The organism is Streptomyces sp. NPDC054770 (assembly GCF_053611985.1).
In genome coordinates this window covers 86,153-110,129 of sequence record NZ_JBSHBL010000039.1, presented here as the reverse complement: position 1 = coordinate 110,129, position 23,977 = coordinate 86,153, and the positions used below count along the sequence as shown (strand labels likewise).

General features: G+C 71.3%; 19 protein-coding genes. 12 read left to right on the top strand and 7 right to left on the bottom strand.

From position 1 onward, the window contains the following. Positions 1-185: 185 nt before the first annotated feature. On the top strand, positions 186-734 hold the full coding sequence (locus ACWGKQ_RS29945; RefSeq protein ID WP_453295111.1) for a dinucleotide-binding protein: 549 nt from the start codon (positions 186-188) through the stop codon (positions 732-734). Between the two features lie 16 nt (positions 735-750). On the opposite strand, the gene ACWGKQ_RS29940 is transcribed toward ACWGKQ_RS29945, so the two are convergent. Next, entirely contained in the window at positions 751-1,590 is an 840-nt protein-coding gene (locus tag ACWGKQ_RS29940; RefSeq protein WP_453295110.1) for a GntR family transcriptional regulator, read from the bottom strand. Between the two features lie 260 nt (positions 1,591-1,850). Between ACWGKQ_RS29940 and ACWGKQ_RS29935 the strand changes: the two genes are divergently transcribed. The 6 genes from ACWGKQ_RS29935 to ACWGKQ_RS29910 all read left to right on the top strand — a co-directional run bounded on the left by ACWGKQ_RS29935 (position 1,851) and on the right by ACWGKQ_RS29910 (position 8,450). Then, complete coding sequence (locus ACWGKQ_RS29935) at positions 1,851-3,119, top strand: extracellular solute-binding protein (protein WP_453295109.1); 1,269 nt, start codon at positions 1,851-1,853, stop codon at positions 3,117-3,119. A gap of 32 nt (positions 3,120-3,151) precedes the next feature. Beyond that, positions 3,152-4,141: a carbohydrate ABC transporter permease gene (locus tag ACWGKQ_RS29930; protein ID WP_453295108.1), complete on the top strand. Its 990-nt coding sequence runs from the start codon at positions 3,152-3,154 to the stop codon at positions 4,139-4,141. Then, a complete protein-coding gene (locus tag ACWGKQ_RS29925) occupies positions 4,138-4,977 on the top strand; it encodes a carbohydrate ABC transporter permease (RefSeq protein WP_453295107.1) in 840 nt (279 codons plus the stop codon). Before ACWGKQ_RS29930 ends, ACWGKQ_RS29925 begins: the two co-directional genes overlap by 4 nt. Before the next feature lie 43 nt (positions 4,978-5,020). After that, entirely contained in the window at positions 5,021-6,565 is a 1,545-nt protein-coding gene (locus ACWGKQ_RS29920) for a beta-N-acetylhexosaminidase (protein WP_453295106.1), read from the top strand. 58 nt (positions 6,566-6,623) lie between these two features. Further along, positions 6,624-8,048 (top strand): cellulose binding domain-containing protein, encoded by a 1,425-nt coding sequence (locus tag ACWGKQ_RS29915; RefSeq protein ID WP_453295105.1) that lies wholly within the window; start codon positions 6,624-6,626, stop codon positions 8,046-8,048. A gap of 66 nt (positions 8,049-8,114) precedes the next feature. Further along, on the top strand, positions 8,115-8,450 hold the full coding sequence (locus ACWGKQ_RS29910; RefSeq protein ID WP_453295104.1) for a hypothetical protein: 336 nt from the start codon (positions 8,115-8,117) through the stop codon (positions 8,448-8,450). Positions 8,451-8,493: 43 nt separating this feature from the next. Here the strand turns inward: ACWGKQ_RS29910 and ACWGKQ_RS29905 are convergent, their stop codons facing one another. Then, positions 8,494-11,394, bottom strand: a complete 2,901-nt coding sequence (locus ACWGKQ_RS29905) for an alpha-L-rhamnosidase-related protein (RefSeq protein ID WP_453295103.1) — start codon at positions 11,392-11,394, stop codon at positions 8,494-8,496. A gap of 594 nt (positions 11,395-11,988) precedes the next feature. On the opposite strand from ACWGKQ_RS29905, the gene ACWGKQ_RS29900 reads away from it, so the two are divergent. Then, positions 11,989-13,608: a glycoside hydrolase family 76 protein gene (locus ACWGKQ_RS29900; protein ID WP_453295114.1), complete on the top strand. Its 1,620-nt coding sequence runs from the start codon at positions 11,989-11,991 to the stop codon at positions 13,606-13,608. Here the strand turns inward: ACWGKQ_RS29900 and ACWGKQ_RS29895 are convergent. From ACWGKQ_RS29895 to ACWGKQ_RS29880, 4 genes are all read right to left on the bottom strand, one after another. Continuing rightward, entirely contained in the window at positions 13,582-15,186 is a 1,605-nt protein-coding gene (locus ACWGKQ_RS29895; RefSeq protein ID WP_453295102.1) for a Na+/H+ antiporter, read from the bottom strand. The two genes, ACWGKQ_RS29900 and ACWGKQ_RS29895, sit on opposite strands and share 27 nt — an antisense overlap. A 48-nt stretch (positions 15,187-15,234) precedes the next feature. After that, positions 15,235-16,476 (bottom strand): MFS transporter, encoded by a 1,242-nt coding sequence (locus ACWGKQ_RS29890; RefSeq protein ID WP_453295101.1) that lies wholly within the window; start codon positions 16,474-16,476, stop codon positions 15,235-15,237. A gap of 83 nt (positions 16,477-16,559) precedes the next feature. Further along, positions 16,560-17,951 carry an amidohydrolase family protein gene (locus ACWGKQ_RS29885; RefSeq protein WP_453295100.1) on the bottom strand — a complete coding sequence of 464 codons (1,392 nt, stop codon included), beginning with the start codon at positions 17,949-17,951 and terminating at the stop codon, positions 16,560-16,562. A 64-nt stretch (positions 17,952-18,015) separates the two neighbouring features. Further along, on the bottom strand, positions 18,016-18,771 hold the full coding sequence (locus ACWGKQ_RS29880; protein WP_453295099.1) for an Atu4866 domain-containing protein: 756 nt from the start codon (positions 18,769-18,771) through the stop codon (positions 18,016-18,018). 232 nt (positions 18,772-19,003) lie between these two features. Between ACWGKQ_RS29880 and ACWGKQ_RS29875 the strand changes: the two genes are divergently transcribed. Continuing rightward, the gene (locus ACWGKQ_RS29875; RefSeq protein ID WP_453295098.1) at positions 19,004-19,291 is read left to right on the top strand and encodes an Atu4866 domain-containing protein; all 288 of its coding nucleotides are present in this window, start codon (positions 19,004-19,006) and stop codon (positions 19,289-19,291) included. 29 nt (positions 19,292-19,320) lie between these two features. Here ACWGKQ_RS29875 and ACWGKQ_RS29870 read toward each other — a convergent pair whose 3' ends face one another. Continuing rightward, positions 19,321-19,758 (bottom strand): glutaredoxin domain-containing protein, encoded by a 438-nt coding sequence (locus ACWGKQ_RS29870; RefSeq protein WP_453295097.1) that lies wholly within the window; start codon positions 19,756-19,758, stop codon positions 19,321-19,323. A 222-nt stretch (positions 19,759-19,980) separates the two neighbouring features. Here ACWGKQ_RS29870 and ACWGKQ_RS29865 point away from each other — a divergent pair, with 222 nt between their 5' ends. The 3 genes from ACWGKQ_RS29865 to ACWGKQ_RS29855 all read left to right on the top strand — a co-directional run bounded on the left by ACWGKQ_RS29865 (position 19,981) and on the right by ACWGKQ_RS29855 (position 23,961). Beyond that, positions 19,981-21,705: a class I mannose-6-phosphate isomerase gene (locus ACWGKQ_RS29865; RefSeq protein ID WP_453295096.1), complete on the top strand. Its 1,725-nt coding sequence runs from the start codon at positions 19,981-19,983 to the stop codon at positions 21,703-21,705. A 183-nt stretch (positions 21,706-21,888) separates the two neighbouring features. Then, positions 21,889-22,854, top strand: a complete 966-nt coding sequence (locus ACWGKQ_RS29860) for an ROK family protein (protein ID WP_453295095.1) — start codon at positions 21,889-21,891, stop codon at positions 22,852-22,854. A gap of 126 nt (positions 22,855-22,980) precedes the next feature. Next, positions 22,981-23,961 (top strand): LacI family DNA-binding transcriptional regulator, encoded by a 981-nt coding sequence (locus ACWGKQ_RS29855; RefSeq protein WP_453295094.1) that lies wholly within the window; start codon positions 22,981-22,983, stop codon positions 23,959-23,961. Positions 23,962-23,977 lie beyond the last annotated feature (16 nt).

The following is a 23,977-nucleotide window of genomic DNA, read 5'->3' as shown; positions in this document are numbered from 1 at the left end:
GGGGTCGCCCGTCCCCGGGCGGCCCCCCCCCCCAAAGCGGCCCCCCACCCCACACCCCCCCCCCCCCCCGCCAATCTCACCCCCGGGCGGGCTCGGGGGGCGAGCGCGGCCGGTGCCGTTCTCCCCCCGCCACGCCTCCATCCGTCCTGCGGACTTGCGGACTTGCGGACTTGAGAGGACCCGACATGAACATCACGGTGATCGGACGAGGGCGGGTCGGCGGCGGCCTGGCCCGGCTGTGGGCGACGGCCGGCCACGAGGTCAGGACCCTGGGCCGGGACGGAGGCGATGCCGCGGCCGCGGACATCGTCGTCGTGGCCGTCCCCGACCACCTCATCGGCGCGGCGCTGCACGGTGTCACCGGGCTGCACGGCCAGGTGACCGTCGACGTGACCAACCTCTATGCCGAGCGCGACGACGCTTTCCCGTCGCTCGCACATCAGGTGAAGTCCGTCGTCGGCGGCCCGACGGCGAAGGCGTTCAACACGGTCTTCGCGTCCGCGTACGAGCTGATCGGCGAGCAGCGCGTGACACCGAGCAACCTGTACGCGGCCGAACCGGACGCGAAGGACGTCACCGCCCGGCTCATCGCCGACGCCGGCTTCGACCCCGTGTATGTCGGCGACCTCGATCCGGGAGCGCGGCTGCTGGAGGACGGCTCCGGTCTCATCCGCGCGCTGGCCGGCCAGATCGGCCCGTTCTTCTACCGCTACGGCCGGCCGGGAGAACTGTAGGCCTGCCCGCCGTGGCTCACGGTGCCGACTGGATGTCGCCGCGCGTGGAGGACGTGACGGTGTCGCCGTGCGCGAAGTCGCCCGGCGGGATGCCGGGGTGGTGTCCGACGCCGGCCGACGGCACCGTGGTCGAGGGGCCTAGGGTGAGCCGGGAGACGATGCGGTAGCGGTCTCCGCGGTAGACCGAGTGGACGTACTCGATGGGCTGACCCGCGGTGTCCGAGGTGAGCCGTTCGAAGAGCAGTGCCGGGGACAGTTCGGGCACGTCGAGCAGTTCGGCCTCGGCCCGGGTGACGACAGTCGGCTCGATCGCCTGTACGGCTTCCCGGACGTGCACGTCGTGCTGTTCGCGCAGGTGCTCGTACAGGTCGCCGGCCTCCAGTTCGCCGGCGGACAGGGCGGGGACCAGGTCGGCCTTGATGTGCAGGTGCTCGATGGCCATCGGGGCACCGTCGACCAGGCGCAGCCGTGCCACGTAGACGATCTCGGCGGCGGGGGAGATGCGCAGCTTGCGGCCCACGCGCGCGCCCGCCGGGATGGTGGTGAACTCCAGCAGCCGGCTCGACCAGGTTCCGGCGGCCCGGGGCACGGTCATGGCCTGCTGCCCGGAGACGAGTTCCTGGGTGATCTTCTCGGGTGCTACGAACATACCGCGCCCGTGTTCCCGTACCAGCAGCCCCGCGGCGACCAGTTCGTCGGCCGCCGCGCGCAGGGTCGGACGGGACACACCCAGGCGGGCGCAGAGAGCGCGCTCGGAGGGGATCGCGTCTCCCGGGCGCTGTGACTCGACCAGGTCGAGGAGGAAGTCGCGCACTCGCTCCCGTTTGAGTACCGCACCTGGTTCGTCGACCGGCATGTCGCACTCCCTCTTGCCCGGAATCTCAGTTGACCAGTTGACCAGTGGTCGCCTGCAACCGCCCTCTTGGTCTGGGAAGTGTAACGGCCACCGTGCGATGGCCATCCGGATATCTGCTGGCCTGCGCACCAAAGCCGGTTGACGCGCGGGGGGTTGACGCCTCAATTGGTCTATGCCACCTTCATCCCCACATCAAGAGGTGAGCTGTCCAGTGGACTTCACTGGTCAGGTGGTCAGGTCATGTCCTCCAGAGGTGAACCGTGAAGCTCCGCTTGTTTGCCGGTGTGTCCGCGCTCCTCATGACGGCCGGGCTCAGCGCGTGCAGTAGCTCCTCCGATTCCTCCGGCGACAGCTCCGGCAAAGGCACCACCATCGACGTGTGGCTGATGCGCGACAGCGTCTCGGCACGGTTCCAGAGCGAGTTCGTCAAGGGCTTCGAGGCCGCTCACCCCGACATCAGGGTCAAGGTGCAGATCCAGGAGTGGGACGGGATCGGCGAGAAGGTCACGGCGGCCCTCGCCAGCAACGACGCACCCGACGTCATCGAGACCGGCAACACCCAGGTCGCCCAGTTCGCGCAGAGCGGCGGGCTGCTCGACCTCAGCGCCAAGGTCGGCGAACTCGGCGGGCAGAACTGGCTCAAGGGCCTCGCCGAGCCGGGCTCCTACGAGGGCAAGCAGTACGGCATCCCCTACTACGCCGCCAACCGCGTCGTCATCTACCGCACCGACCTCTTCAGGAAGGCGGACATCGATGCCACCGCCATCAAGACCCGCGACCAGTGGATCGCCGCCACCGAGAAGCTCAACACCGGTGGCACGCAGGGCATCTACCTGCCCGGCCAGAACTGGTACACCTTCGCGGGCTTCGTCTGGGACGAGGGCGGCGACCTCGCCACCGAGTCCGGCGGCAAGTGGAAGGGCAGCCTGGACACCCCCGAGGCGATCCGGGGCATGGAGTTCTACAAGAAGCTCCAGGCCCTCGGCAGAGGTCCCAAGGACGCCGACGAGGCCAACCCCCCGCAGGCGGACGTCATGGCCAAGGGCAAGGTCGCCCAGGTCGTCGCGACACCCGGCGGCGCCAACGTCGTCATCCAGAACAACCCCGCGCTCAAGGGCAAGCTCGGCTTCTTCCCGATCCCGGGCAAGACCGCCGGCACACCAGGCGCGGTCTTCACCGGCGGCTCCGACCTCGTCATCCCCACGGCCTCCACCAAGCAGGACGCGGCCTTCACCTTCATCAAGGAGCTCACCGGCGACACCTGGCAGAAGAAGCTCGCCCTCGCCATGAGCTACGTCCCGAACAAGACCACCCTGGCCCCCGCGGTCGCCTCCGACCCGGGCGCCGCGGCCATGGCGGTCGGCGCCGCCGAGGGCCACGCCACGCCCAACACACCCGGCTGGGCGGCCGTCGAGGCCAAGAACCCGATCAAGGACTACATGACCGCCGTGCTCACCGGAGGCGATGTGCGGAAGGCGGCCACCACGGCGTCCGACGCCATCACCGCGGCGATGAACTCCGGCTCCTGAACCGTCATCGACGCACGGGAAGGAGGAGTGCCGTGCCGGCAGTCCGAGACCAGACCGCGTCCCGCCCCCCACTCACCACCCGGCCGGCCCGGCGGTCCACCACCGCGGGCAGGGGCCGCCCGTCGACGGCCGCCGGCCGCGGGATCTGGCCCTACCTCCTGATCGCGCCCGCTGTCCTCGGCACGCTCTACCTGCTCGTCTATCCCCTGGTCCGCGCCGTGGCGATCTCGCTCCAGGACTTCGGCCTGCGCCAGCTCATCCTGGGCGACGCGCGGTTCGTCGGATTCAGGAACTACGAGACGCTGCTGGGCGACGACCGCTTCTGGGAGGTGGTGCGCCGCACCTTCCTCTTCATGGCGGTCAACGTCGTACTGATCATGGTGCTGTCCACGCTGGTCGCGCTCATGGTCGAACGCCTCGGCCGCTTCGGCCGGACCGCAGTCCTCAGCGCACTCGTACTGACCTGGGCGATGCCCGTCATCGCGGCGACCACCGTCTTCCAGTGGCTGTTCCACTCGGAGTTCGGCATCGTCAACGCGGTCCTGACCGACCTGGGGTTCGAGTCCTTCCACCGCTACCCCTGGTTCGCGCACGGCCCGGCCGCATTCGCCATCGTGGTCGTCCTCGTCGTGTGGCAGTCCGTGCCGTTCGCCGCGATCACCCTGTACTCGGCCCTCACCACCGTCCCCGCCGAGCTGTACGAGTCGGCGCGGCTCGACGGGGCGTCGGGGCCGCGGATCTTCCGCTCCATCACCCTCCCGATCGTCCGGCCGATCTTCCTGCTGGTGCTCTCGCTCGAAGTAATCTGGACGTTCAAGGCCTTCGTCCAGATCTGGGTGATGACCAACGGCGGGCCCGGCGACGCGACCACGATCCTGCCCGTGTACGCGGTGCAGACCGCCCTGTCGAGCCAGCGCTACGACCTCGGCTCGGCGGCCTCCATGGTCACCGTCGTACTGATGTCGGGCGTGCTGGTCCTCTACTTCCGCCAGATGTTCCGCCAGGAGGACGAGCTCGCATGAGCACCACCCGGCCCCGCATCCGCCGCCTGCCCCTGAACGCCGCCGCCGTCCTCACGGTCGTGGTCTGTCTGTTCCCGGTCTACTGGATGGTCGCCACCGCGTTCACCCCGACCCGTGACATCCAGTCCGACAACCCCCGGATCGTCCCGGAGAGCTGGACGCTCGACCACTTCCGCACCGCCGTCGGCGCCGCCGGCTTCGGCCTGTTCTGGCGCAACAGCATCCTCGTCACGCTGAGCGCCGTCCTGCTCGCCCTCGTCGTCGCGCTCGGCGCCGCGTACGCGGTCGCCCGGATGCGATGGAAGGGGCGCCGTCAGTTCATGCTCATGGTCTTCATCGCCCAGATGGCGCCCTGGGAGTCACTGATCATCCCGGTGTACATCATCTCCCGGGACACCGACATGCTCGACCGGCTGCCGACCCTGACCCTCGTCTACTTCATGATGACGCTGCCCTTCACCGTCATCGTGCTGCGCGGCTTCATCGGCACGATCCCGCCGGAGCTGGAGGAGTCCGCCCAGGTCGACGGCTGCACCCGGCTCGGCGCATTTCGGCATATAGCGTTCCCGCTCCTTGCCCCGGGCCTGATGGCGACCTCGCTGTTCGGCTACATCACCGCCTGGAACGAGTTCGCGTACGCCAACTTCCTGATCATCAAGCAGCAGGACCATCGCACCCTGCCCGTCTGGCTGTCCTCGTTCCAGAACGTCTTCGGGACCGACTGGGGCGCCACCATGGCTGCCTCGACCCTCTTCGCTGCCCCGGCACTCGTGGTGTTCCTGCTGCTCCAGCGCCATGTCACCGCCGGCTTCGCGGCCGGCGCGGTCAAGGGCTGACCACACACCGGCCCCCCACGCGACCCGCTCCCGGAGGCGACCCATGCCCGCACACCGATCTGCGCTCTCCCTCGTCCCACGCCCCGCCAGAGCGGTACTCCGGCCCGGGCACTTCACGCTCGACGCCGACACCGCGCTGCACATCGGAGCGGGCGCCGAACCGGCCGCCGAACTGCTGCGCACCCTGCTCGCCCCCGCCACCGGGCTGCCCCTGCGACCGTCCCCGGACGGACAGTTCACCCTGGCACTCGCCCCCGGGCTCACCGGTCTCGGCGACGAAGGGTACGAGCTCACCGTCGCCCCGCACACCGTGCTGCTGCGCGCCGCGCACCTCACCGGCCTCCTGCGCGGCATCCAGACCATCCGTCAGCTCCTCCCCCCTGAGGTCCTGTCGGAGAACCCGCGGCCCGACACGCAGTGGCTGCTGCCCTGCACCGAGATCACCGACGTCCCGCGTCACCCCTGGCGCGGCGCGATGCTGGACGTGGCCCGCCACTTCCAGCCAGTCTCCTACCTGCGCCGCTACGTCGACCTGCTGGCCCTGCACAAGATCAGCGTGTTCCATCTTCACCTCACCGACGACCAGGGCTGGCGGATGCCGGTCACCGCCCGTCCCAAGCTCACCGAGATCGGCGGTCATCGTGTCGAGTCGCAGCAGGGCCAGGCCGGCAGCGGCACGTTCGACGGCGTCCCGCACGGAGGGTCGTACACGCGGGCCGAACTGAGCGGCCTGGTCCGGTACGCGGCCGCTCGCGGCGTCACCGTCATGCCGGAGATCGAGATGCCCGGACACGTACGCGCGGCCCTCGCCGCCTATCCCGGACTGGGCAACCAGCCGGAGCGCAGCCTTGACGTCTGGACCCGCTGGGGAGTGTGCGACACCGTCCTCGGCGTCCACGACGAGGTCCTCGACTTCTGCCGCGATGTCCTCGACGAGGTCATGGACGTCTTCCCCTCGCCGTACATCCACATCGGCGGCGAGGAGTGCCCCACCACCGAGTGGACGCACAGCGCCGCCGCCCGCGAACGGGCGTCGGCGGAGGGCCTGCCGAACCCCGAGGCCCTGCACGGCTGGTTCCTCGGGCAGATCGGCGAGTTCCTCGTCCGGCGTGGCCGCCGCCCGGTCGGCTGGGCCGAGACCGGTGCCGAACTGCCCCTCGACTTCACCGTGATGACCTGGCGCGACGCGTCCCACACCCTGACGGCGGCACGCCGAGGCCACCCCGTCGTCAGCGCGTACCACCGGGCCACCTACCTCGACTACGCCCAGACCGCCGACCCGCACGAGCCGCCGGCCCAGCTCGGCGGTGTCGTCGACCTGCGCGCCGTGCACGCCCACGATCCCGTGCCCGAGGACGCGGACCCGGACGTGGCCGGGCGGGTGCTCGGCACCCAGGCCCAGCTGTGGACCGAGTTCGTCACGACGCCCGCCCACATCGAGTACCTCACCTACCCGCGGTTGTGTGCCCTCGCCGACCGCGCCTGGAGCGGCCCCACCAACTGGGCCGACTTCCGCTCCCGCCTCGACGGGCACTCCGCCCGGCTCGACGCGCTCGGCGTCCGGTACCGCCCCGCACACCACCCCTGACCCAACCCCACGCCCTGTCCCGTTCCGGAATCACCCCACCTTCTGGAGAGGAACAACCATGAGATTCGCGAAGCACCGGCTGCGCGCCGCATCCGCCGCCGTCGTGGTGGCCATGGGCGCCGCAGCGCTCACCGCACTCCCGGCCACCGCGAGCGCGGCCGGCGACGGACTGAGCGTCCAGTACCGAACGAGCGCCACCGGAGCCACCGCCGACCAGGCCGAACCCTGGTTCAAGGTGAAAAACACCGGCACCACGACCGTGCAACTCGCGAACGTCAGGATCCGCTACTACTTCAAGGCCGACTCGGCGAGCGCCACCTACCGCTTCGCCTGTTCCTGGGCCGTCAGGAGCTGCGCCAACGTCACCGGCACCTTCGGCACGCTCACCAACCCGACCGCCACGGCCGACCGCTACCTGGAGATCGGCTTCGCCTCCGGCGCCGGCACCCTCGCCCCGGGCGCCGACACCGGCGACATGCAGCTGCGCTTCTACCAGTCCACGTGGCAGCCACTGGTCCAGAGCGACGACTACTCCTTCGGCGCCTCCCAGACCTCCTACGGCGACTGGTCCAAGGTCACCGCGCAGCTGTCCGGCACCACCCTGTGGGGCCAGGCCCCCGCCGGGAACGACCCGACGGACCCGCCCACCGACCCGCCGACCGACCCTCCGGCCACCGGCGCCACGCTGTTCGACGACTTCAACTACAGCTCCTACAACGACCCGAAGATCTCGGCGCACGGCTGGAGCGTGCGCTCCACCTCCGGCGGCCCCGGCGTGTCCGGGGCCACCTGGGCGCCCGGGAACGTCACCTTCGCCACCACCGGCGGCAACTCCGTCATGAACCTGGAGACCTCGACCGCGGGCACCGGCGAGAGCACCAAGCAGACCGAAGTCGTCACCAACGCACGGAAGTTCAAGAACGGCACCTACGCGGCCCGGGTCAAGTTCAGCGACGCGCCCACGTACGGCCCGGACGGCGACCACCTCGTCCAGACGTTCTTCACCATCAACGACCTCACCGCGCCGATGGCGGACGACTACTCCGAGTACGACTTCGAGTACCTCCCCAACGGCGGCTGGGGCGAGTCGTCGAACATCCTCTACACGACGTCCTGGGAGACCTACCAGCCCGACCCGTGGGTGGCGGTCAACCAGCACACCGAGGGCCGGCAGAGCTACGACGGCTGGCACGACCTGGTGCTGACCATCGACAACAACAACATCAAGTACTACATCGACGGACAGCTCTTCGGCACCCATGACGCCGCGTACCTGCCGGAGCGGCCGATGTCGATCAACTTCAACCAGTGGCTGATCGACTTCAGCGGCCTGACCAGCTCCACCGCGCGGGCCTACGACGAGCAGGTCGACTACGTCCTGCACGTCAAGGACCAGGTCCTCACACCGGCACAGGTCGCCGCCGAGGTGGCGGCATACCGCGGCGCGGGCACCACGTTCGAGGACACCGTGCCCAGCAGCTGACACCGCTCCTCTGAGACTCCTCAAGTCGCTTGGCACGCACGGAACACGGCCGTCAGGCTGATCCTCATGACAGGAATCACGGGACTGAGCAAGAAGAACACCTTCGTGCTGGCCATCCGCGACGCGCACGTGGTCGCGGCGGACCTGCGCCAGGCACTGGCCACGGCCTCGCCGGAGGAGCGCCCGGGCCTGGAGCGCGCCGCCGCACTCGTGGAGTCCACCGCCTCCGCCACCGACACCCAGCTGCGCGCCCGCTGGGTCCGCTCCCGGCTGGCCGCCGTCGGCTTCGCCGGAGACATCGGCTCGGTCGCCGCGGTGAAGGCACTGCGCCAGGCGGAGCCGACGCTGAGCCTGCTCGCGGCGGTGCAGCTCCAGAGGGAGGCGGTGGCGCACCCCGAGTGAACCGGCAGCCCGCCCAACGGACCCGGGCGGGCTGCCGGAGTCCTCAGGAAGCGAGGTAACAGCCCTTCCGTACGCCCGGCAGCGGGTCCGTGCCGCCGAATGCGGCGGTCGTGCAAGCGGTTCCGCCGGTGAACGTGCGGTAGACGAAGGTGCCCCGGGCGCCGTAGGCCACGGTCTGCTGTCCGCTGAAGGCGCAGGTCCCGGTCTCGTCCGAGCAGTTCGTGGCGTACCCGGCCGGGCCACCGGTGGCGGTGTAGCAGGCCTTCGACTCGCCGGGGATCGGATCGCCGAACTTCGCGTCGGTGCACGGGGTGTCGCCGGTGGCCGTGAGCGTGGTGAACGCCCCGAACGCGCCGTACATCACCGGCTGTCCGGCGGCGGCCGGGCAGGTGCCGTTCTGGTCCGCGCACTTGGTCCAGCCGCCGGCCGGTGCCCCGGCGGACGGCAGGTAGCAGGACTTGGCGACGCCGTCGACGGGATCGCCGAAGTGTGCGTTGGAGCAGGTGACGGAGCCGTTGGCGACCTGGTGCACGAAGTTGCCGTTGGCGCCGTAGACGACGTCCCGGTTGTAGCCGGGTACGGCGCAGGTGGCGTTCTCGGCCGCGCAGACGGTGTAGCCGGGCGGACCGCCCGCGTCGGCGACGTAGCAGGACTTCACGAGATTCGGCGCCGGGTCGCCGCCGAAGGAGTCGCTGGTGCAGGCGGTGCTGCTCGTCACCGTCTTGTACGTGTACGTCCCGGCGCCGTAGGCCACCGAGCGGGTGCCGCTGAAGGAGCAGGTGCCGCCCTCGCCCGCGCATCGCGTGTAGCCCGGGCGCAGCGTGCCGGTGGTGGCGGGGTCGGCGGATGCGGCCGGGTTGCCGAGGCCGGTGGCGGTCACGGTGTAGCTGCCCGGGGCGACGCCGGTGAGGTAGACGTAGGTGTCGTCCTGGCTCGCGCCGGTGATGCCGGAGGCGGGGGTGAAGGAGCCGTTGCTCCAGACGACGGTGCCGTTCACGGAGACCGAGACGTTGCCGCCGCCGAACTTCGGGACGCCGATACGGCCGCTGGTGCCGGACGGGCTGGTCAGGTGTGCCGAGTAGGTGCCGGCGGCGGGGTCGCGCGACCAGGAGGCGTCGACTGCGCCCTGGGACAGGGTGATCCGGCCCTCGGCGCCGGTCAGGTCACCGGGGTGCGGGACGAAGCGGTAGCCGCCGGTCGCCGACTCCGGTGCGGTGCCGAGTACGTCGAAGGTGAGCGTGGAGGTGGGCGCGGTCGACCAGCCGTGGGCCAGGCTCATGAACGAACCGCCGTAGGCGAGCCCGCCGTCGGCCTTGACGCCCTCCCAGAAGGTGCTCTTCGTGCCGATGTCGCTGTCGAGCATGTGACCCCAGGTGCGCCGGATCTGGTCCAGGGCGGTGTAGTCGTCGTTCGCCGTGAAGCGGGCGTTGAGCTCCATGCCGCCCGCGAACGGCGAGACGTTGCCGCCCCATTCGGGGGTGGTGGGGCCGTACGCGCCCCAGTTCTTCCCGAGCCCCGTGACGACGCTCCGCGCCTTGGCCGCGGAATCGGTCAACCCGTACCAGACCGCGAGGGAGTTGCCGTCCTGCGGGTAAAGACCGCTGGTGGGGTTGTCCTTGTACATGCCCTTCGAGGCGTCCCACAGCCGGGAGTTGGCCGCCGCCTTGATCGCGTCCGCCTTGCCGGTCCAGCTCGCGGCGAGCGCGCTGTCGCCCTCGGCGGTGGCCAGGGTCGCGCCGCCCCTGAGCGCGGCGTACAGCAGGGCGTTGGCGGAGATGTTCTCCCCGCCCTGGCCGACCCGGGCCCAGTCCTGGGTACGGGTCACATCGAGCAGGTTGTTGCCGTCGATCTTGTTGGTGATGAAGGCCATCCCGCGCTTGTAGTTCGCCCATTCCGAGTCCAGCCACGCCCGGTCGGCGGTGTACGTGTAGTACGTCGACGTGCCCAGCAGCGTCCAGGTGTGGTAGGTGTCCGAGCCGGTGAGGTTGAACGGCGGCCCCGACCAGGGGATTTCACCGTCCGCCGACTGTGCGTCGTACATCGTCGTGAGCGCGTTGCGGGTCGAGGTGAGGTCGCCCGAGTATGCGTACTGCGTGGGTACGGCGATGCCCATGTCGCCTGGCCACACCGTGCGGTCGCGCTTGGCGCCGTCGACCAGGACGGAGTCGCCCACGCCGACGGTCGCGCTGTTGTCCCACGTCGAGGCCGGCGGGGGCCAGGCGCGGCCCTGGTCCGAGGCGATGGTGTCGAGCTGCACCGTGTAGGCCCCGGCGTACCAGATGCGGTTGAGCAGGTCGTCGCTGGAGTGGAAGTAGTTGGGGTAGTCGGCCGGGTCGGACTTCCCGGGCGCCGCGGTGAAGGCGAGGCTGACGCCCTTGAGGTCGACCCAGCCCGAGGTGTCGAGGAAGACCGTCAAGTAGCGGAAACCGCCGCGGAGCTGGGCGGTGGGCACGGTGTAGGTGCCGTTGGCGGAGGCCGTGGCGTAGAGGGCCCCGTCCTCGCCGTCGCGGCCGCTGCTGCGGTCGCTGTTGTTGCCCACGTACAGGGACGACTCGCTGAAGGCCAGCCCGATCCGCTGACCGCTGTCGCTCGCACTCCCGAAGGACAACGTTGTTGTGCCGCCGACCTCCTTGCCGAAGTCGAGGGTGATGGCCGACTGCGAGCCGGAGATCCGGGTCGACTGTCCGCTCAGCACGTTCTGCGGGTTCGCGACGCTGCCGGACGTGCGGTAGACGGCGGTCGGCTCGAGGGTGCGCGAGGTCGGCGAGTAGTTCAGGGGGTCGACTGCCGCCGCCCGGACGCCCGTCGAGGTTCCCGGGGCGGATGCCGGCGCGAAGTCGGCGGACGCAGCGGGGCCCGCGGCGAACGTGGTGGCCGCGACGACGGCCAGGCCGAGCAGATGATGCCGGCCCGGTGGTCTGCTCAGTGGTGAGCGACGGCGCATGGAAACCTCCTGGGTGGGGGGCGGGTGCCAGGGGAACGCAGGTTCTGAAACGATTCAAATTCGTGCCGCGCGAGGCCCGGGGGCTGTGGTGGCAGCTGGATGCGCGAGGAGCCTCGCCGAAGTTCCACCGATGATGGGCGCCCGAAAACCGGGTGTCAACCCGTCGCGGCCGCCTCTCAACTCCCTTGTGACGGAGCGCCCTTGCGGCATTGACAGGACCTCGCCAAGCCGGTTCACTGCCTCGCAGACAGGTATGGACCAGTGCTCGATTCCGGCCCGGCTCGACCAGAGCCCGCGGCCTCCGTCACGCGCGCCGACCGTCGTCCCCCATCGTGAAATCGAGGCGATTCCCCGGTGTCCTCACGCAGCTCAGACATCGTTGTCACACCACGCCTTCTCGGCCTCCTGCTGGCGGCCGCGCTCGCGTTCGCCGCCCTGGTGCCGGTCGCGACACCCGCGTCCGCCGCCACCCAGGTCTGCGTACTGGCCTGCGACACGCTCGACCCCTCGCAGGCCCGGCAGGAGACCTTCCCGGTACCGGACAAGGACCTCAACGGCCGCCGCCTGGAACTGCACGTGTCCGACGCGGACGACATGGCGTGGGCCAGCATCGACGACGGCGTGACCGGCGACTCGGTGTGGCTGGACCGCTCCTGGGACGGCGGCGCCACCTGGGAGGGACTCCTCGGCAAGGCGAGCATCCCGGGCACCTGGACCGGCACCAGGACACTGATGTACAACATCACCGACCCCCGCGACCACCGCCGCGGGCTGGTCCGGGCCTGCGGCGACGCGGCGGGCGTCGGCTGCACGAACTGGGTCTACCCCACCGTCTGCGACACCCTCTGCGACGGCACCAGCGCCGGCCAGGCGGCCGGCGACGACCAGCCGGTCCCGTCCACCACCCTCTACGGCCGCACCATCCGGCTGCACGTCGACCAGCGGAACTCCATGGCCTGGGCGAGCATCGACACCGGTGGCGCCGGTGACGAGATCTGGCTCGACCGCTCCTGGGACGGCGGCTCGACCTGGCCGGACGGTTCCTCTCTCGGCCGTACCGCCACCCCGTCCGGAGCCACCGGCACCCGTACCGCGATGTACGCCACCCGCGACCCGCGCGGACTCCTCTACGGCGGTGCGGTCCGCGCCTGCGGGCGGGAGGCGAGCCACAACGAGGGCAGCTGCACCGCGTGGGTCAGACCCGCACCGACCAGGGCGCGCGCGGCGGCGGACGCCCTGATGTCGTCGTACGACCCCTACAACGGCTGGTGGCCCAGCAGTTGGTGGAACTCGGCCGCCACCCTCACCGCCCTCGTCGACTTCGCGAGGACCACCGGCACGCACGACTACGACTGGGTCATCGCCCGCACCTTCGACCAGAACAAGGGCACCTTCGCCGCCGGGGTGCGCAGTTCGGACGCGATCGAGGGCGACTTCATCAGCCGGTCCATCGACGACTCGGGCTGGTGGGCCATCGCCTGGATCGACGCGTACGACTACACCCACGACTCCCGGTACCTCGACGAGGCCGTCACCATCGCCGACTACGTTCAGCAGTACTGGGACACCGGCACCTGCGGCGGCGGCGTGTGGTGGGACCGTGAGCGCACCTACAAGAACGCGGTGACGAACGGGCAGTACCTCTGGCTGACCACCGCACTGCACCAGCGCATCCCGGGCGACACCGTGTGGCTCCAGCGGGCGACGACGTCCGCCGCCTGGTACAAGGCCAGCGGGATGATCGACTCCTCGGGTCTGGTGAACGACGGCCTGACCTCGTCGTGCACCAACAACGGCTCCACCGTGTGGAGTTACAACCAGGGACTGGCCATCGGCGGCTTCACCGAACTGTGGAAGTCCACCGGGGACAGCTCGCTGCTGGCCACCGCACGGACCCTCGCCGACGCTGCGATCGGCAACTCGGCGCTGACCGTCGGCGGAGTGCTCACCGAGTCCTGCGACGCCGGATCGGCGTCCTGCGACGACAACCAGAAACAGTTCAAGGGCATCTTCATTCGGAACCTCGCCGACCTGGCGGCCGCCACCGGCTCCGGCACGTACCGGAGTTACGTGCAGAAGCAGGCGGACACCCTGTGGGCGCAGGACCGGACCTCCCTCAACGCCCTCGGGGAGCGCTGGGCCGGTACCAGCCCGAACCAGACCGACTGGCGGACCCAGGCGAGTGCCCTAGGAGCGCTCACCGCCGCGGGATGACGTCGGGTCGGAACCGGCCGCCGGGGGACCGGCCTTGCCCCTCAGCCGGACCTCCTCCACGTCGAGCATGCGCTGGACGGTCCGCAGCACGATGTCGTCGATACGGCCGGCGTCGCGCAGGTCCGTGAGGGTGTCCCGCTTGACCTGGAGCAGGGCGAGTTCGAGTCGCCGTACGCCCTCCCGGCGGCGCGCGGTGCCGGACGCCGGGGTCGTACGGTCCTCGATGTCCTGGACCATGCGCCGGGTGTCCTGCTCGGCCACCCCGAACCTCCTGGCCAGTTCCGGCAGCGCGTGCAGCGCGGCGCTGCTCATCCGGCAGCGGACGAGGGTGAGTTCCGTCGCCTTGTCGGTGTCCTCGGGGAAGCGGGCCCGGCGGACCACCGCCGGCAGCGTGGGGCCGAGGACCGTGAGGGTGACCACGATGACGACGGTCGTGAGGAACACGATGGCGTCACGCTGCCCGACGACATGTCCTCCGGCGGTCGTGGCGGGCACGGTCAGCGCCGCGGCCAGCGAGATGGCGCCGCGCATCCCGGCCCACGCCAGCGGCAGCCGCTGGCGTCCGGTGATACGGCGCTCGCGCTGCCGGGGACGCCGGTCGAGGAGCCTGACCAGATAGGGGACCGAGTAGAACCACGCGATCCGGGTCCCGATCACCGCGACGCTCACGGCGAGGGCGGCGAACGTCGCCCGGACCAGGGAGACGGAGGTCAAGGCCCGCACCGCCGAGGGAAGTTGGATGCCGACGAGGACGAACAGCGCGCTGTTCAGCAGATAGCTGGCCACCTCCCAGAAGGCGACGGCCTGGATACGGGCGTCGGGACCGATGACACGAGGGCCGAACCGGGTGGTCACCAGACCGCAGGTGACGACGGCGAGGACGCCGGACACGTGCAGGAGTTCGGCGGGCAGATAGGCCAGGAACGGGGTGGCGACGCTCAGCACGCTGTGCAGCAGCGGGTCGGGCAGCCGGCGCCGGACCGGGACCAGGAGCAGGGCCACCACGCCGCCGGCCAGGATTCCGCCGGCGTAGGACGCGGCGAAGGCGACGACCGTGCCCGACCAGGAGAAGGGCCGTTCGCCGGTGACGACATCGACGGCCACGGCCAGCAGGACCAGCGCGGTGCCGTCGTTCAGCAGGCTCTCGGTGCGCAGCACGGTCAGGATGCGGCGCGGCATGGCCCTGGCGACCGCGGCGACGGCCGCCGCGTCGGTCGGGGCCAGGACGGCGCCGAGGACGAAGGCGACGGGCCAGCCGTAGCCGAGCGCATGGGCGACGGCCGCGACGGCGACGGCCGTTGCCAGCACCAGCCCGGTGGACTGCAGGGCGATGCTGCGGAAGTTGTCGCGGATCTCGCGCACCGAGGAGGTGAGCGCCTCCCAGTACAGCAGGGCGGGCAGAAAGAGGAACAGGACGACCTCGGGGGACAGCGCGAACGACGCGAAGGGCGGTGCAAGTCCCACCAGGCAGCCCGCACCGAGCAGCAGAAGCGGTTCGCTCAGGCCGGTACGACGCGACAGCCAGCCCATCAGGAGGATGCCGACGGCGACGACGGCGATGAGTTCCAGGCTTGCCATGGCGGACACCTCTGCTGTGCGTAGGACGGTCGTGCGGGTGGGCGGGGGCTACTCGGTGCCGTGGTGGCGCAGCGCGGGCAGGGCGAGGAGGACCCCCAGGACGAGCGCGGCGGCGACGGCCCGCAGGATGCCGCCGAAGCCCAGGCCGCCGCTCAGCACGCCGGTGAGCTGCGGGCCCAGGCTGGCGCCGATGAACATGCTGCATCCGTAGAGGGCGACGGCCGCGCCGCGGGCGTGCGGGGCGCTCGCGTTGATGGTCTCGACGACGGCCGGTGCCGCTGCCGCGACGGCCGCCACGAACAGCAGCAGGGCGACCGCCAGCGGGACGGTGTGCGGGCCGAGGAAGGAACCGGCCGCGACGGCCAGGGCGGCCAGCGCGAAGGCGAGGACCGCGCGCAGGGGAGCGGCCAGCCGCTGGAGCACGGGGGCGAGCAGGGGGACGGCGACGAGAGCGGGCAGCGCGCTGGCCCGCAGGGCGAGGATCGCGGCGGAGTTCCCGGCGATCCCGGCCGGGCCGGCGACGGCCACCGCCGTGTAGACGGCGACGAACGACGACATCAACACCACGGTCGACAGGTAGCGGGCGACCAGGCGCGGCCTGCGCAGCAGCCGTGGCATCGCCGCGAACGCCTGGCCCAGCCCGCCTGCGGTGCCGTGGCGGCGGGCGGGCCGCAGGACACGGCGCACCGGGAGCACGCTCAGGGCCATCAGGGCCGCGCCGATCCAGAAGACCGCACGCCAGCCGAGCCCGGCCGCGACGGCCTGGGCGCCGATCTGGAGCAGCACGGCGGCACCGAACATTCCGCTGGTGATACAGGTCAGGGCGGTGCCGCGGTGCTGGGGCGCGATGTGGTGGACGACGTAGGAGAGCGCGGACGGTGCGAAGGTCGCGGCCGTGAGCCCTTGGAGGCCGCGCAGGGCGATGGCCGTGGGGAGGTCGGGGGCGGCGCCGACCGCCAGGGTGGCCACCGTGGCGGCCACGAGCCCGGCGGTGATCACGGCACGCGAACCGTAGCGGTCCGAGAGCGGGCCGGAGAGGAGGAAACCGGCGGCATAGGCGAAGCCGAACGCCGTCGCCGTCCAGGTGACCTGCTCCGGTGTGGTGCCGAGCGCGGTGGCCATGGGATGCAACAGGGCGAGGACGGTGTACATCTGACCGACCATCAGGACGCCGAGCGCGGTCAGCAGGGCGATGGTCGGAGCGGCCGGAGCCCAGGAGGCCGGCCGGCCCGGGGTGTCGGGTGCCGCCGCTGTGTCCCGGGGCGTAGTGGTGGGAGTGGGGTGGGACATGGGAACTCCAAGCGGGTCCCCGGCCGTCGGGAATGGAGGCAGACGGAGCGGCCGGGGGACCACGAAACGGGGAGGGACGGCTCTCAGACAGCCGGGGTGTTCAGTACGTACTCGCGCGAGGCGTGTACCTCGCCGCGCAGGGCGGCCAGGTTGACGTCGAGGACCTGTCCGTCCCACTTGCGGGGCTCGCCGTTGATGAGGACGGCGCTGATGTTGCGGGCGTCGGAGCCCAGCACGATCGTGCCGATCGGGTCGTTGAGCGGCATGTTGTTGAGGTCCTCGGCCCGGATGACCAGGAGGTCGGCCTTCTTGCCGGGGGTCAGCGAACCGGTCACGCCGGCCAGGCCGTTGGTGCGGGCGCCCTGGAGGGTGGCGAAGTCGAGGACGTCGTGGGCGGTGATGCGCGAGGGCTGCCGGCCGGTGCCGTAGACCGAGTTGACCGCGCGCATCCGCTGGATGGCGTGCAGAGCCCGCATCTGGGTGAACATGTCGCTGGCCAGGGCGACTTCGACGTCGATGCTCAGTCCGGGGCGGATACCGACGGAGAGCGCCTCGTCGACGGCGGGGATCGCGGTCTCCAGGCCGATCTGGGCGTCGGAGGTCGGCGCGAGGGCCACGGTGGTGCCGGACTCGCCCATCGCCTGCCACGCCTCGGGGGTCAGCCCGGTGGAGTGGATGAGGGTGACGTCGGGGCCGAGGATGCCGTCCTTGGCCCAGCGCAGGACCGCCTCGGAGGAGGCGGCGCCGAAGACGGCGTCCACGCTCACCCCGATGCCCAGTTCCTTGGCGACTCGGGCGAGTTCGGGGCCGTAGGCGAGCGCGGGTCCGGCGATCTCGTCGGTGGCCAGGGTCGCCAGGCGCAGCGTGAGCAGCTGGTCGTCGCTGCCGAAGTACCGCTCCTTGAGGCGGGAGAGGTCGCCGGGCCACTGCCGGTCCCAGTCACCGAAGTGCGGGCCCATGGAGGCGTGCACGCCACGGATGCCGGTGTCGCGCAGCGCCTCGACGGCGGCGTCGGAGTGCTCGCGGGTACGGGAGTTGTGCGAGAAGTCGAGCATGGTGGTGATGCCGCTGTCGATCGCGGTCAGGGCGGCGAGTCTGGTGCCGATGTACATGTCCTGGGGCCGGTAGACCGTGGCGTAGCCGGCGAGGGTGGCCATCACGTAGCCGCCGAGGTCGTCGACGTCCGGCATGATCCGGCGCAGCTGGGCCTCCCAGGCGTGCCGGTGGGTGTCGACGAAGCCGGGGGCGAGGATCGTGCCGGTGGCGTCGACGACCACGGCGTCCGCCGCGTCGAGGCGGGGGCCGACGGCGGTGATCGTGTCGCCCTCGACGAGGACGTCGCCGCCGTCGATGACACCGAGGCCGGGGTCCATGGTGACGACGGTCGCGCCGGTGAACAGGATGCGCCGCCGGTCGGCGGGCCGCCGCCGGAGCTCTTCGAGGACGGCGGCGCTGGTGGTGTCGTTGAGGCTCATGAGGGCTCTTCTTTCGGTACGGCGGAGGGAATGAGCGGGGGAGAGAAGGAAGGGGGCGGGGCGGTCAGCCGAGCTTCATGACGTAGCCCGCGTGGTGGAGTTCGTCGCCCCGGAACTCGCCGTAGGCCCAGAAGCCGAGGTCGTCCAGGTAGTCGATGCGGTCGCCGTCGATCCAGTAGCGGCCCTGGTAGGCGTGCGGGCGGCCGCCGCGGGTCTCGTCGTAGCGGCCGTCGGCGGTGAGCTCCTGGTGCAGGAAGTCGTTCCGGTCGATCCAGACACCGACGCGCGGGCTGCCGGTCAGGTCCGCGGCGGCCGGGATGCCCGCCTCGTGGGTGGTGGCCCGGCCGGGGACGGGGGCACCGGCCCACAGCACCGGACGGCCGGCCGCGACGAGCGCGCGGACCTGCTCGGGCCGGGACAGGAGCGTGGCCACCGCGGTCGGCACGTCGTCGGCGAGTTCGTCGGGCACCACCAGGAAGTCGGAGGTATTGCCGGGGGCCAGCGTCGCGACGTACTCGGAGCGCCGGCCGCGGCAGCCGGCCAGTGCGACGGCGTCCATGACGGCGGGGACGACGGTCGTGCCGGTGCCGTCGACGACGATGGCGTTGTCGTCCCCGGCCGCGGTGACGATGCCGGGGCCGACCCCCACGATCAGCGAGCCGACGAACAGGATGTCGGCACCGACCATGGCCCCGATCAGCGGGTCCATCGTCAGGATCCGGGCATTCGTGAACAGGACGGGACGCCCCTCGTCGTTCGAGAGGATCTCGTCGAGGGCCTCGGGGTTCCAGCTCACGGTGCCGGCGGCGGTGATGGTCATTGCGTGCTCCTCGGTGGAGTCGCCTCATCGGTGTGTCCGCTGCGGAAGTGAGCGTCGACGCGGGTCCGAGGCGAGTTTCCGGCGGCTACGGCAGCCGCCTGACCACCAGGTTCGTCGCGTTAGGGAGCCGGAACCAGGCCGCTCTGTCCCTAGGTGCCCGGCACCCAGGAAGCCCTCACCTGGGGAGACGGCGGCCTGGCTGCCAACCGGCCGCCGGGCCGATCGTAGAGCCATGACCAGCAACGACACGCCCCGCGACCCGCACCCGTACGTCGGCATGTGGGTGACCGCCGACGGATTCATCCGTCAGGAGCTGCTGCCGAACGGCCGTTACGACGAAGCGCGCGGCAACCGCCCGAGCGCCTACACCGGCAGCTACACCGTCACCGGCGACCACCTCGACTACGTCGACGACACCGGCTTCACCGCCACCGGAGACATCCGCGACGGCGTTCTCTACCACGAGCACCTGGTGCTCTACCGTGAGGGCGACGAGCGCGTCCGGCGGGACAACCGCTGACAGACGCCCTCAGCCTGTCGACCCCCTGGTCACGCGGAGGAGGAGAGCTGTTCGCGCACCCACTCGGGGTCGGGGTTGGTGTGCGGTCGGCCCGCCACGACGACCGTCGGCACGGTCTCGTTGCCGTCGTTGGCCGCCCGCACCGTGGCGGCTCCCGCCGGGTCGCGCCAGATGTCGACCCAGTGCATCCGGCGGGCGCTACGGCCCAGCCGGATGCGCAGCCGCATGCAGTACGTGCAGCCCGGCCGCCAGAAGACGATGGGCCGGCCGTCGACCGCGCTGCGGCGTTGTGCCTCCCGCGCCCCGATCGACCTCGGGAAGATCAGGGGCGAGTTCATGCCGGCGAACGCCAGGAACATCAGCAGGAGTGCCGATGCCGCGCCGGCACTCCCCTTGAGGATCAGCCCGGTCGCGAGGGCTGAGCCGCAGAGCACGAGCAGCATCGGCAGGATCCACGCACGCATCATGGTGACGCAGGCTATCGATGAGTCGAAACGCTCCTCGAACCAGGCCGATCACCCGGGTGCGCCGGACGCTGGGGCGGCCTTTCGGATCGAGATGGGCCGGTGGACGGACAGGATGCCCCCGGCGGCTGCCGGACCCTTGACGCCGAGGCGCCGAGGCGCCGAGAGACCGAGTGTTATCGTTAACGCACCTCGCAAGACGCACACCGGTCTTTGGAGCATGACGTGACCCGTCTCTATGAACGCAACCCCCGCTACGCCGCTGTCGGGGGGACCGTCGTCCGCGGCTGGGGCGCCGCCGCCGAGACCCTCCCGGCCGGCGCCGCCGTTCTGGCCCTCGACGGCCCCGCCGCCCTGGACTGGGGCGATGCCGCCGCGGCCCTGGCCGCTGCCCTCGCCGATCGCGGGGTGCCGGCACGGCTGCTGGACCTGCGTGCCGAGGAAGCCGACTGGGACACCGTCCTCACCCGCACCGGCGACACCTCAGGTCCCGCCGCGGACCCGTATTACCTGCCGCTGGCGCGGAACTCCCTCGCCGACGTCTACCGCGAGCTGCCGCGGACCGAACGCCCCACCCAGGGACTGCTCGTCGTCTACGGCCCCGGTGCCGCACTGGTCGAGCACGACGTCCTTTGGTACGCCGACCTGCCGAAACGTTACGCCGAGGCGGCGGTGGCCGCCGGGGAGCTGCCGCTCGGCGTGAACCTCGGCCGCCACCGCGAGCCGGGCTCCTTGCGCCGTCTCTTCTACGCGGACTGGCCGATGGCCGACGCGCACCGCGACGCGATCGCCGGTCGCATCGACCGCTGGCTCGACCTGCAACACGCCGAGGCACCCGCGTCCGTGGACGGCGCGACGCTGCGCGCCACGCTCGCGGCGCTCGCCAAGAGCCCGGTGCGCTCCCGCCCGTACTTCAACTCCACGCCGTGGGGCGGCCAGTGGGCCGTCCGTGAGCTGGGCTTCGAGCCGTCGCAGGGCAACACCGCGCTCGGTTACGAGCTGATCGCGCCGGAGGCGGGCGTGCTGGTGGGCGACGGTCCCGAGGCGGAGGTCGAGCTGCCGTTCCAACTGCTGTGCGTGCTGCACCCGGTGGAGTTCCTGGGCGCGGCCGTGCACGCCGAGTACGGCACGTCCTTCCCGATCCGCTACGACTACCTGGACACGGTGGAGGGCGGCAACCTCTCGCTGCACCTGCATCCGCGCGCGGAGTACATGCGGACCCGCTTCGGCTGGCCCTACACCCAGCACGAGACGTACTACGTCACCGCCAACGCCGGTGAGGACGCGCGTGTCCACCTCGGTCTCCGGCAGGACGTCGACACCGGCCTGATGCGCAAGCAGGTCGAGGCGGCGATCGAGCGGGGCGAGGAGATGGACGTCGACCGGTTCGTGCAGAGCCATCCGTCCCGGGAGGGGCAGCTGTACATGATTCCGGCGGGCACCCCGCACGCCTCCGGCGCGGGCAACCTCGTCCTTGAGGTCAGCGCCACCCCGTACCTGTACTCGCTGCGGTTCTACGACTGGCTGCGCAAGGACGCGCAGGGCAACTCCCGTCCGCTGCCCTACGACCACGGCTTCGCCAACCTCGACACCGGCCGCCAGGGCGAGGACGTGGTCCGCGACCTGATCCAGGAGCCGCGCACGCTGCGCGAGGGGCCGGGCTGGCGCGAGGAGGTCATCGGCGCCCTGCCGGAGATGTTCTACGAGGTCAGACGCCTTGTCATCGACCCGGCGGCGGACGGAGCCCGGCCCGCCGAGGACGACACCGAGGGCCGCTTCCACATCCTGAACGTCTCCTCCGGCGACGGCGTGCTCATCGAGACCGCCGACGGCCGCAACCATGAACTCGTCTTCGCCGAGACACTGACCGTGCCCGCCGCGGTCGGTCCCTACCGGCTCCGGCCGCTGGGCGAGCGGCCGGTGCACGTGGTCAAGTCCCTGGTCCGCTGAGACCGGATCGGCCACGGAACGCGGAAAGCCCGGAGGTGTCCCCACCGCCTTCCTCTACTGCGTTATCGATAACTCGGCAGCCTGTGCGCAGAAGGACAGACCCATGAGCCGCACCACCGCACTGTTCGCCCCGGCCCCGCAGCACCTGGGCCTGGCCGACGCCGCACGGCAGGGGCAGACCACGTGCTGAGCGCATCCGCGTCCGTACCCGTCCTGGAGGTCGGCGGTACCCACGTCACCGCCGCCCTCGTGGACCCGAGCGCCGGAAAGACGGTCGGCGAGGTGGTCCGCCGGCCCCTGCCCGCGCAGGGCACCGCCGAGGAGATCCTCGACGGCATCGCCGCCACCGCCGCCGAGGTCGACACCCCGGCGGGCGCACCCTGGGGCGTGGCGGTGCCCGGTCCGTTCGACTACGCGTCCGGTGTCGCGCTGTTCGAGGACGTCGGCAAGTTCGACGCGCTGTACGGCGTGGACGTGCGCGCCGAACTGTCCCGGCGGATGCGCCCGGCGCCCGGCATCCTGCGCTTCCTCAACGACGCGGACGCCTTCGGCATCGGCGAGTTCGTCGCGGGCGCGGCCGCGGGCCATGAGCGGGCCGTCTGCATCACGCTGGGCAGCGGCGTCGGCTCCGCGTTCCTCCACCGGGGCGAGCCTGTCAACGACGGACCGCTGGTACCGCCGGACGGCAGCGCCCATCTGCTGTCGTACGACGGGCGGCCCCTGGAGGAGACGGTGTCACGGCGCGGAATCCGTGCCGCGTACGCCCGCGCGGTGTCGGCCGAGCCGAGCCGCGTCCCCGGTGACCCCGGTGACCCCGGTGTCCCCGACGTGCACGTCATCGCCGAGCTGGCTCGTGGCGGCGACCGGGACGCACGGGCGGTGCTGGAGCATGGCTTCCGGGCCCTGGGAGTCGCGTTGGCGCCGTGGCTGGCGCGGTTCGAGGCGACCGTGCTCGTCGTCGGCGGCTCGATCGCCGCCTCCTGGGACCTGATCGAAGGGCCCTTGAGGACCGGGACCTGCGCGGGTCCCGACACCGGACCTGCCGGCCGGCTGCTGTTGCGCACCGCCGAACGGGCCTCCGACGCGCCCCTGCTCGGCGCCGCGGCGTGGGCGGCACGACCGCGGCCCGCAGCAGTGGTCGGGCACTGACCGCCACGTAGGATGAGAGGCCACGGACGCGCCGCTGAGGCGCCCGCGTCGGTCAGTCTTCAAGAGAGAGCGAGCGCAGTGCCCTCTTCCGGCGTACCCGAGCCGTCCGGGTCGGCCGCTCCCACGATGCGAGACGTGGCCGCCCGAGTCGGCGTGAGCGCCATGACCGTGTCGCGGGCGCTGAAGGACGACAAGCGGATCAGCCCCGAGACCAGACAGCGGGTCCTCGCCGCCGTACGGGAACTGGGCTACCGCCGTAACGAGGTGGCCCGCAATCTGCGCCTGCGCCGCCCCAGCGGCATGATCGGCCTCGTCGTCACCAACCTCGGCAACCCCTTCTACTCCCGGCTCGCACTCGGCGCCGAACAGGTCGCCGAGGATCACGGGCTCCGGCTGGTGCTGGGCAACACCGCGGAGCAGGTCCAACGTGAACGCGATCTGGTGGAGGACCTGGTCGCCCGCCGCGTGGACGGCATCATCGTGGTCCCGGCGGGTGCCACACACGGCCATCTCCGCCCCGCCTCGCTCGGCGGCACCCCCGTGGTCTTCGCCTCCCGGCCGCCGTCCGGGACAGAAGCCGACACCGTTCTCGTCGACGACTTCGGTGGCGCCCGCGACGCCACCGCGCAACTGCTCGCCCAAGGGCACCGGGCCGTGGGCTTCCTGGGCAACCCTCCCGCCCTGTTCACCGGCGCCGAGCGCTTCCGCGGCTACTGGGCGGCCCACGAAGAGGCCGGGCTCACGCCCCGCGAGGAATGGATCCGCCGGGGACCGCACGACATCCCGACCGCGGAGGCGGCGGCCCTGGCGGTCCTGGACCGGGACGACCCGCCCACCGCGCTGTTCTGCACCAACAACCGCATCACCCTGGGCGCCTACCGCGCCGTCTGGCACCTGGGCACCGGCACCGCACTCGCCGGCTTCGACGACTTCGAGATGGCCGACATGCTGGACGTGCCCGTCACCGTCGTCTCCTACGACGCGGAAGAGGTCGGACGCCAGGCCGCCCAGCTGCTCCTGGACCGGATCGAGCAACCACCGGACACCCCTCCGGGCCCGCCCCGCCGCACGGTGGTGCCGACGTCGGTCGTGCGCTACGGGGCATAGCGCACGCGGGCGGAGC

Excerpts from the sequence above, each read along its gene's own strand:
- ACWGKQ_RS29945 (WP_453295111.1), top strand. The coding sequence starts at position 186 with ATGAACATCACGGTGATCGGACGAGGGCGGGTCGGCGGCGGCCTGGCC.
- ACWGKQ_RS29940 (WP_453295110.1), bottom strand. The coding sequence starts at position 1,590 with ATGCCGGTCGACGAACCAGGTGCGGTACTCAAACGGGAGCGAGTGCGC.
- ACWGKQ_RS29925 (WP_453295107.1), top strand. The coding sequence starts at position 4,138 with ATGAGCACCACCCGGCCCCGCATCCGCCGCCTGCCCCTGAACGCCGCC.
- ACWGKQ_RS29920 (WP_453295106.1), top strand. The coding sequence starts at position 5,021 with ATGCCCGCACACCGATCTGCGCTCTCCCTCGTCCCACGCCCCGCCAGA.
- ACWGKQ_RS29915 (WP_453295105.1), top strand. The coding sequence starts at position 6,624 with ATGAGATTCGCGAAGCACCGGCTGCGCGCCGCATCCGCCGCCGTCGTG.
- ACWGKQ_RS29910 (WP_453295104.1), top strand. The coding sequence starts at position 8,115 with ATGACAGGAATCACGGGACTGAGCAAGAAGAACACCTTCGTGCTGGCC.
- ACWGKQ_RS29905 (WP_453295103.1), bottom strand. The coding sequence starts at position 11,394 with ATGCGCCGTCGCTCACCACTGAGCAGACCACCGGGCCGGCATCATCTG.
- ACWGKQ_RS29900 (WP_453295114.1), top strand. The coding sequence starts at position 11,989 with ATGGCGTGGGCCAGCATCGACGACGGCGTGACCGGCGACTCGGTGTGG.
- ACWGKQ_RS29895 (WP_453295102.1), bottom strand. The coding sequence starts at position 15,186 with ATGGCAAGCCTGGAACTCATCGCCGTCGTCGCCGTCGGCATCCTCCTG.
- ACWGKQ_RS29890 (WP_453295101.1), bottom strand. The coding sequence starts at position 16,476 with ATGTCCCACCCCACTCCCACCACTACGCCCCGGGACACAGCGGCGGCA.
- ACWGKQ_RS29885 (WP_453295100.1), bottom strand. The coding sequence starts at position 17,951 with ATGAGCCTCAACGACACCACCAGCGCCGCCGTCCTCGAAGAGCTCCGG.
- ACWGKQ_RS29880 (WP_453295099.1), bottom strand. The coding sequence starts at position 18,771 with ATGACCATCACCGCCGCCGGCACCGTGAGCTGGAACCCCGAGGCCCTC.
- ACWGKQ_RS29875 (WP_453295098.1), top strand. The coding sequence starts at position 19,004 with ATGACCAGCAACGACACGCCCCGCGACCCGCACCCGTACGTCGGCATG.
- ACWGKQ_RS29870 (WP_453295097.1), bottom strand. The coding sequence starts at position 19,758 with ATGATGCGTGCGTGGATCCTGCCGATGCTGCTCGTGCTCTGCGGCTCA.
- ACWGKQ_RS29855 (WP_453295094.1), top strand. The coding sequence starts at position 22,981 with ATGCGAGACGTGGCCGCCCGAGTCGGCGTGAGCGCCATGACCGTGTCG.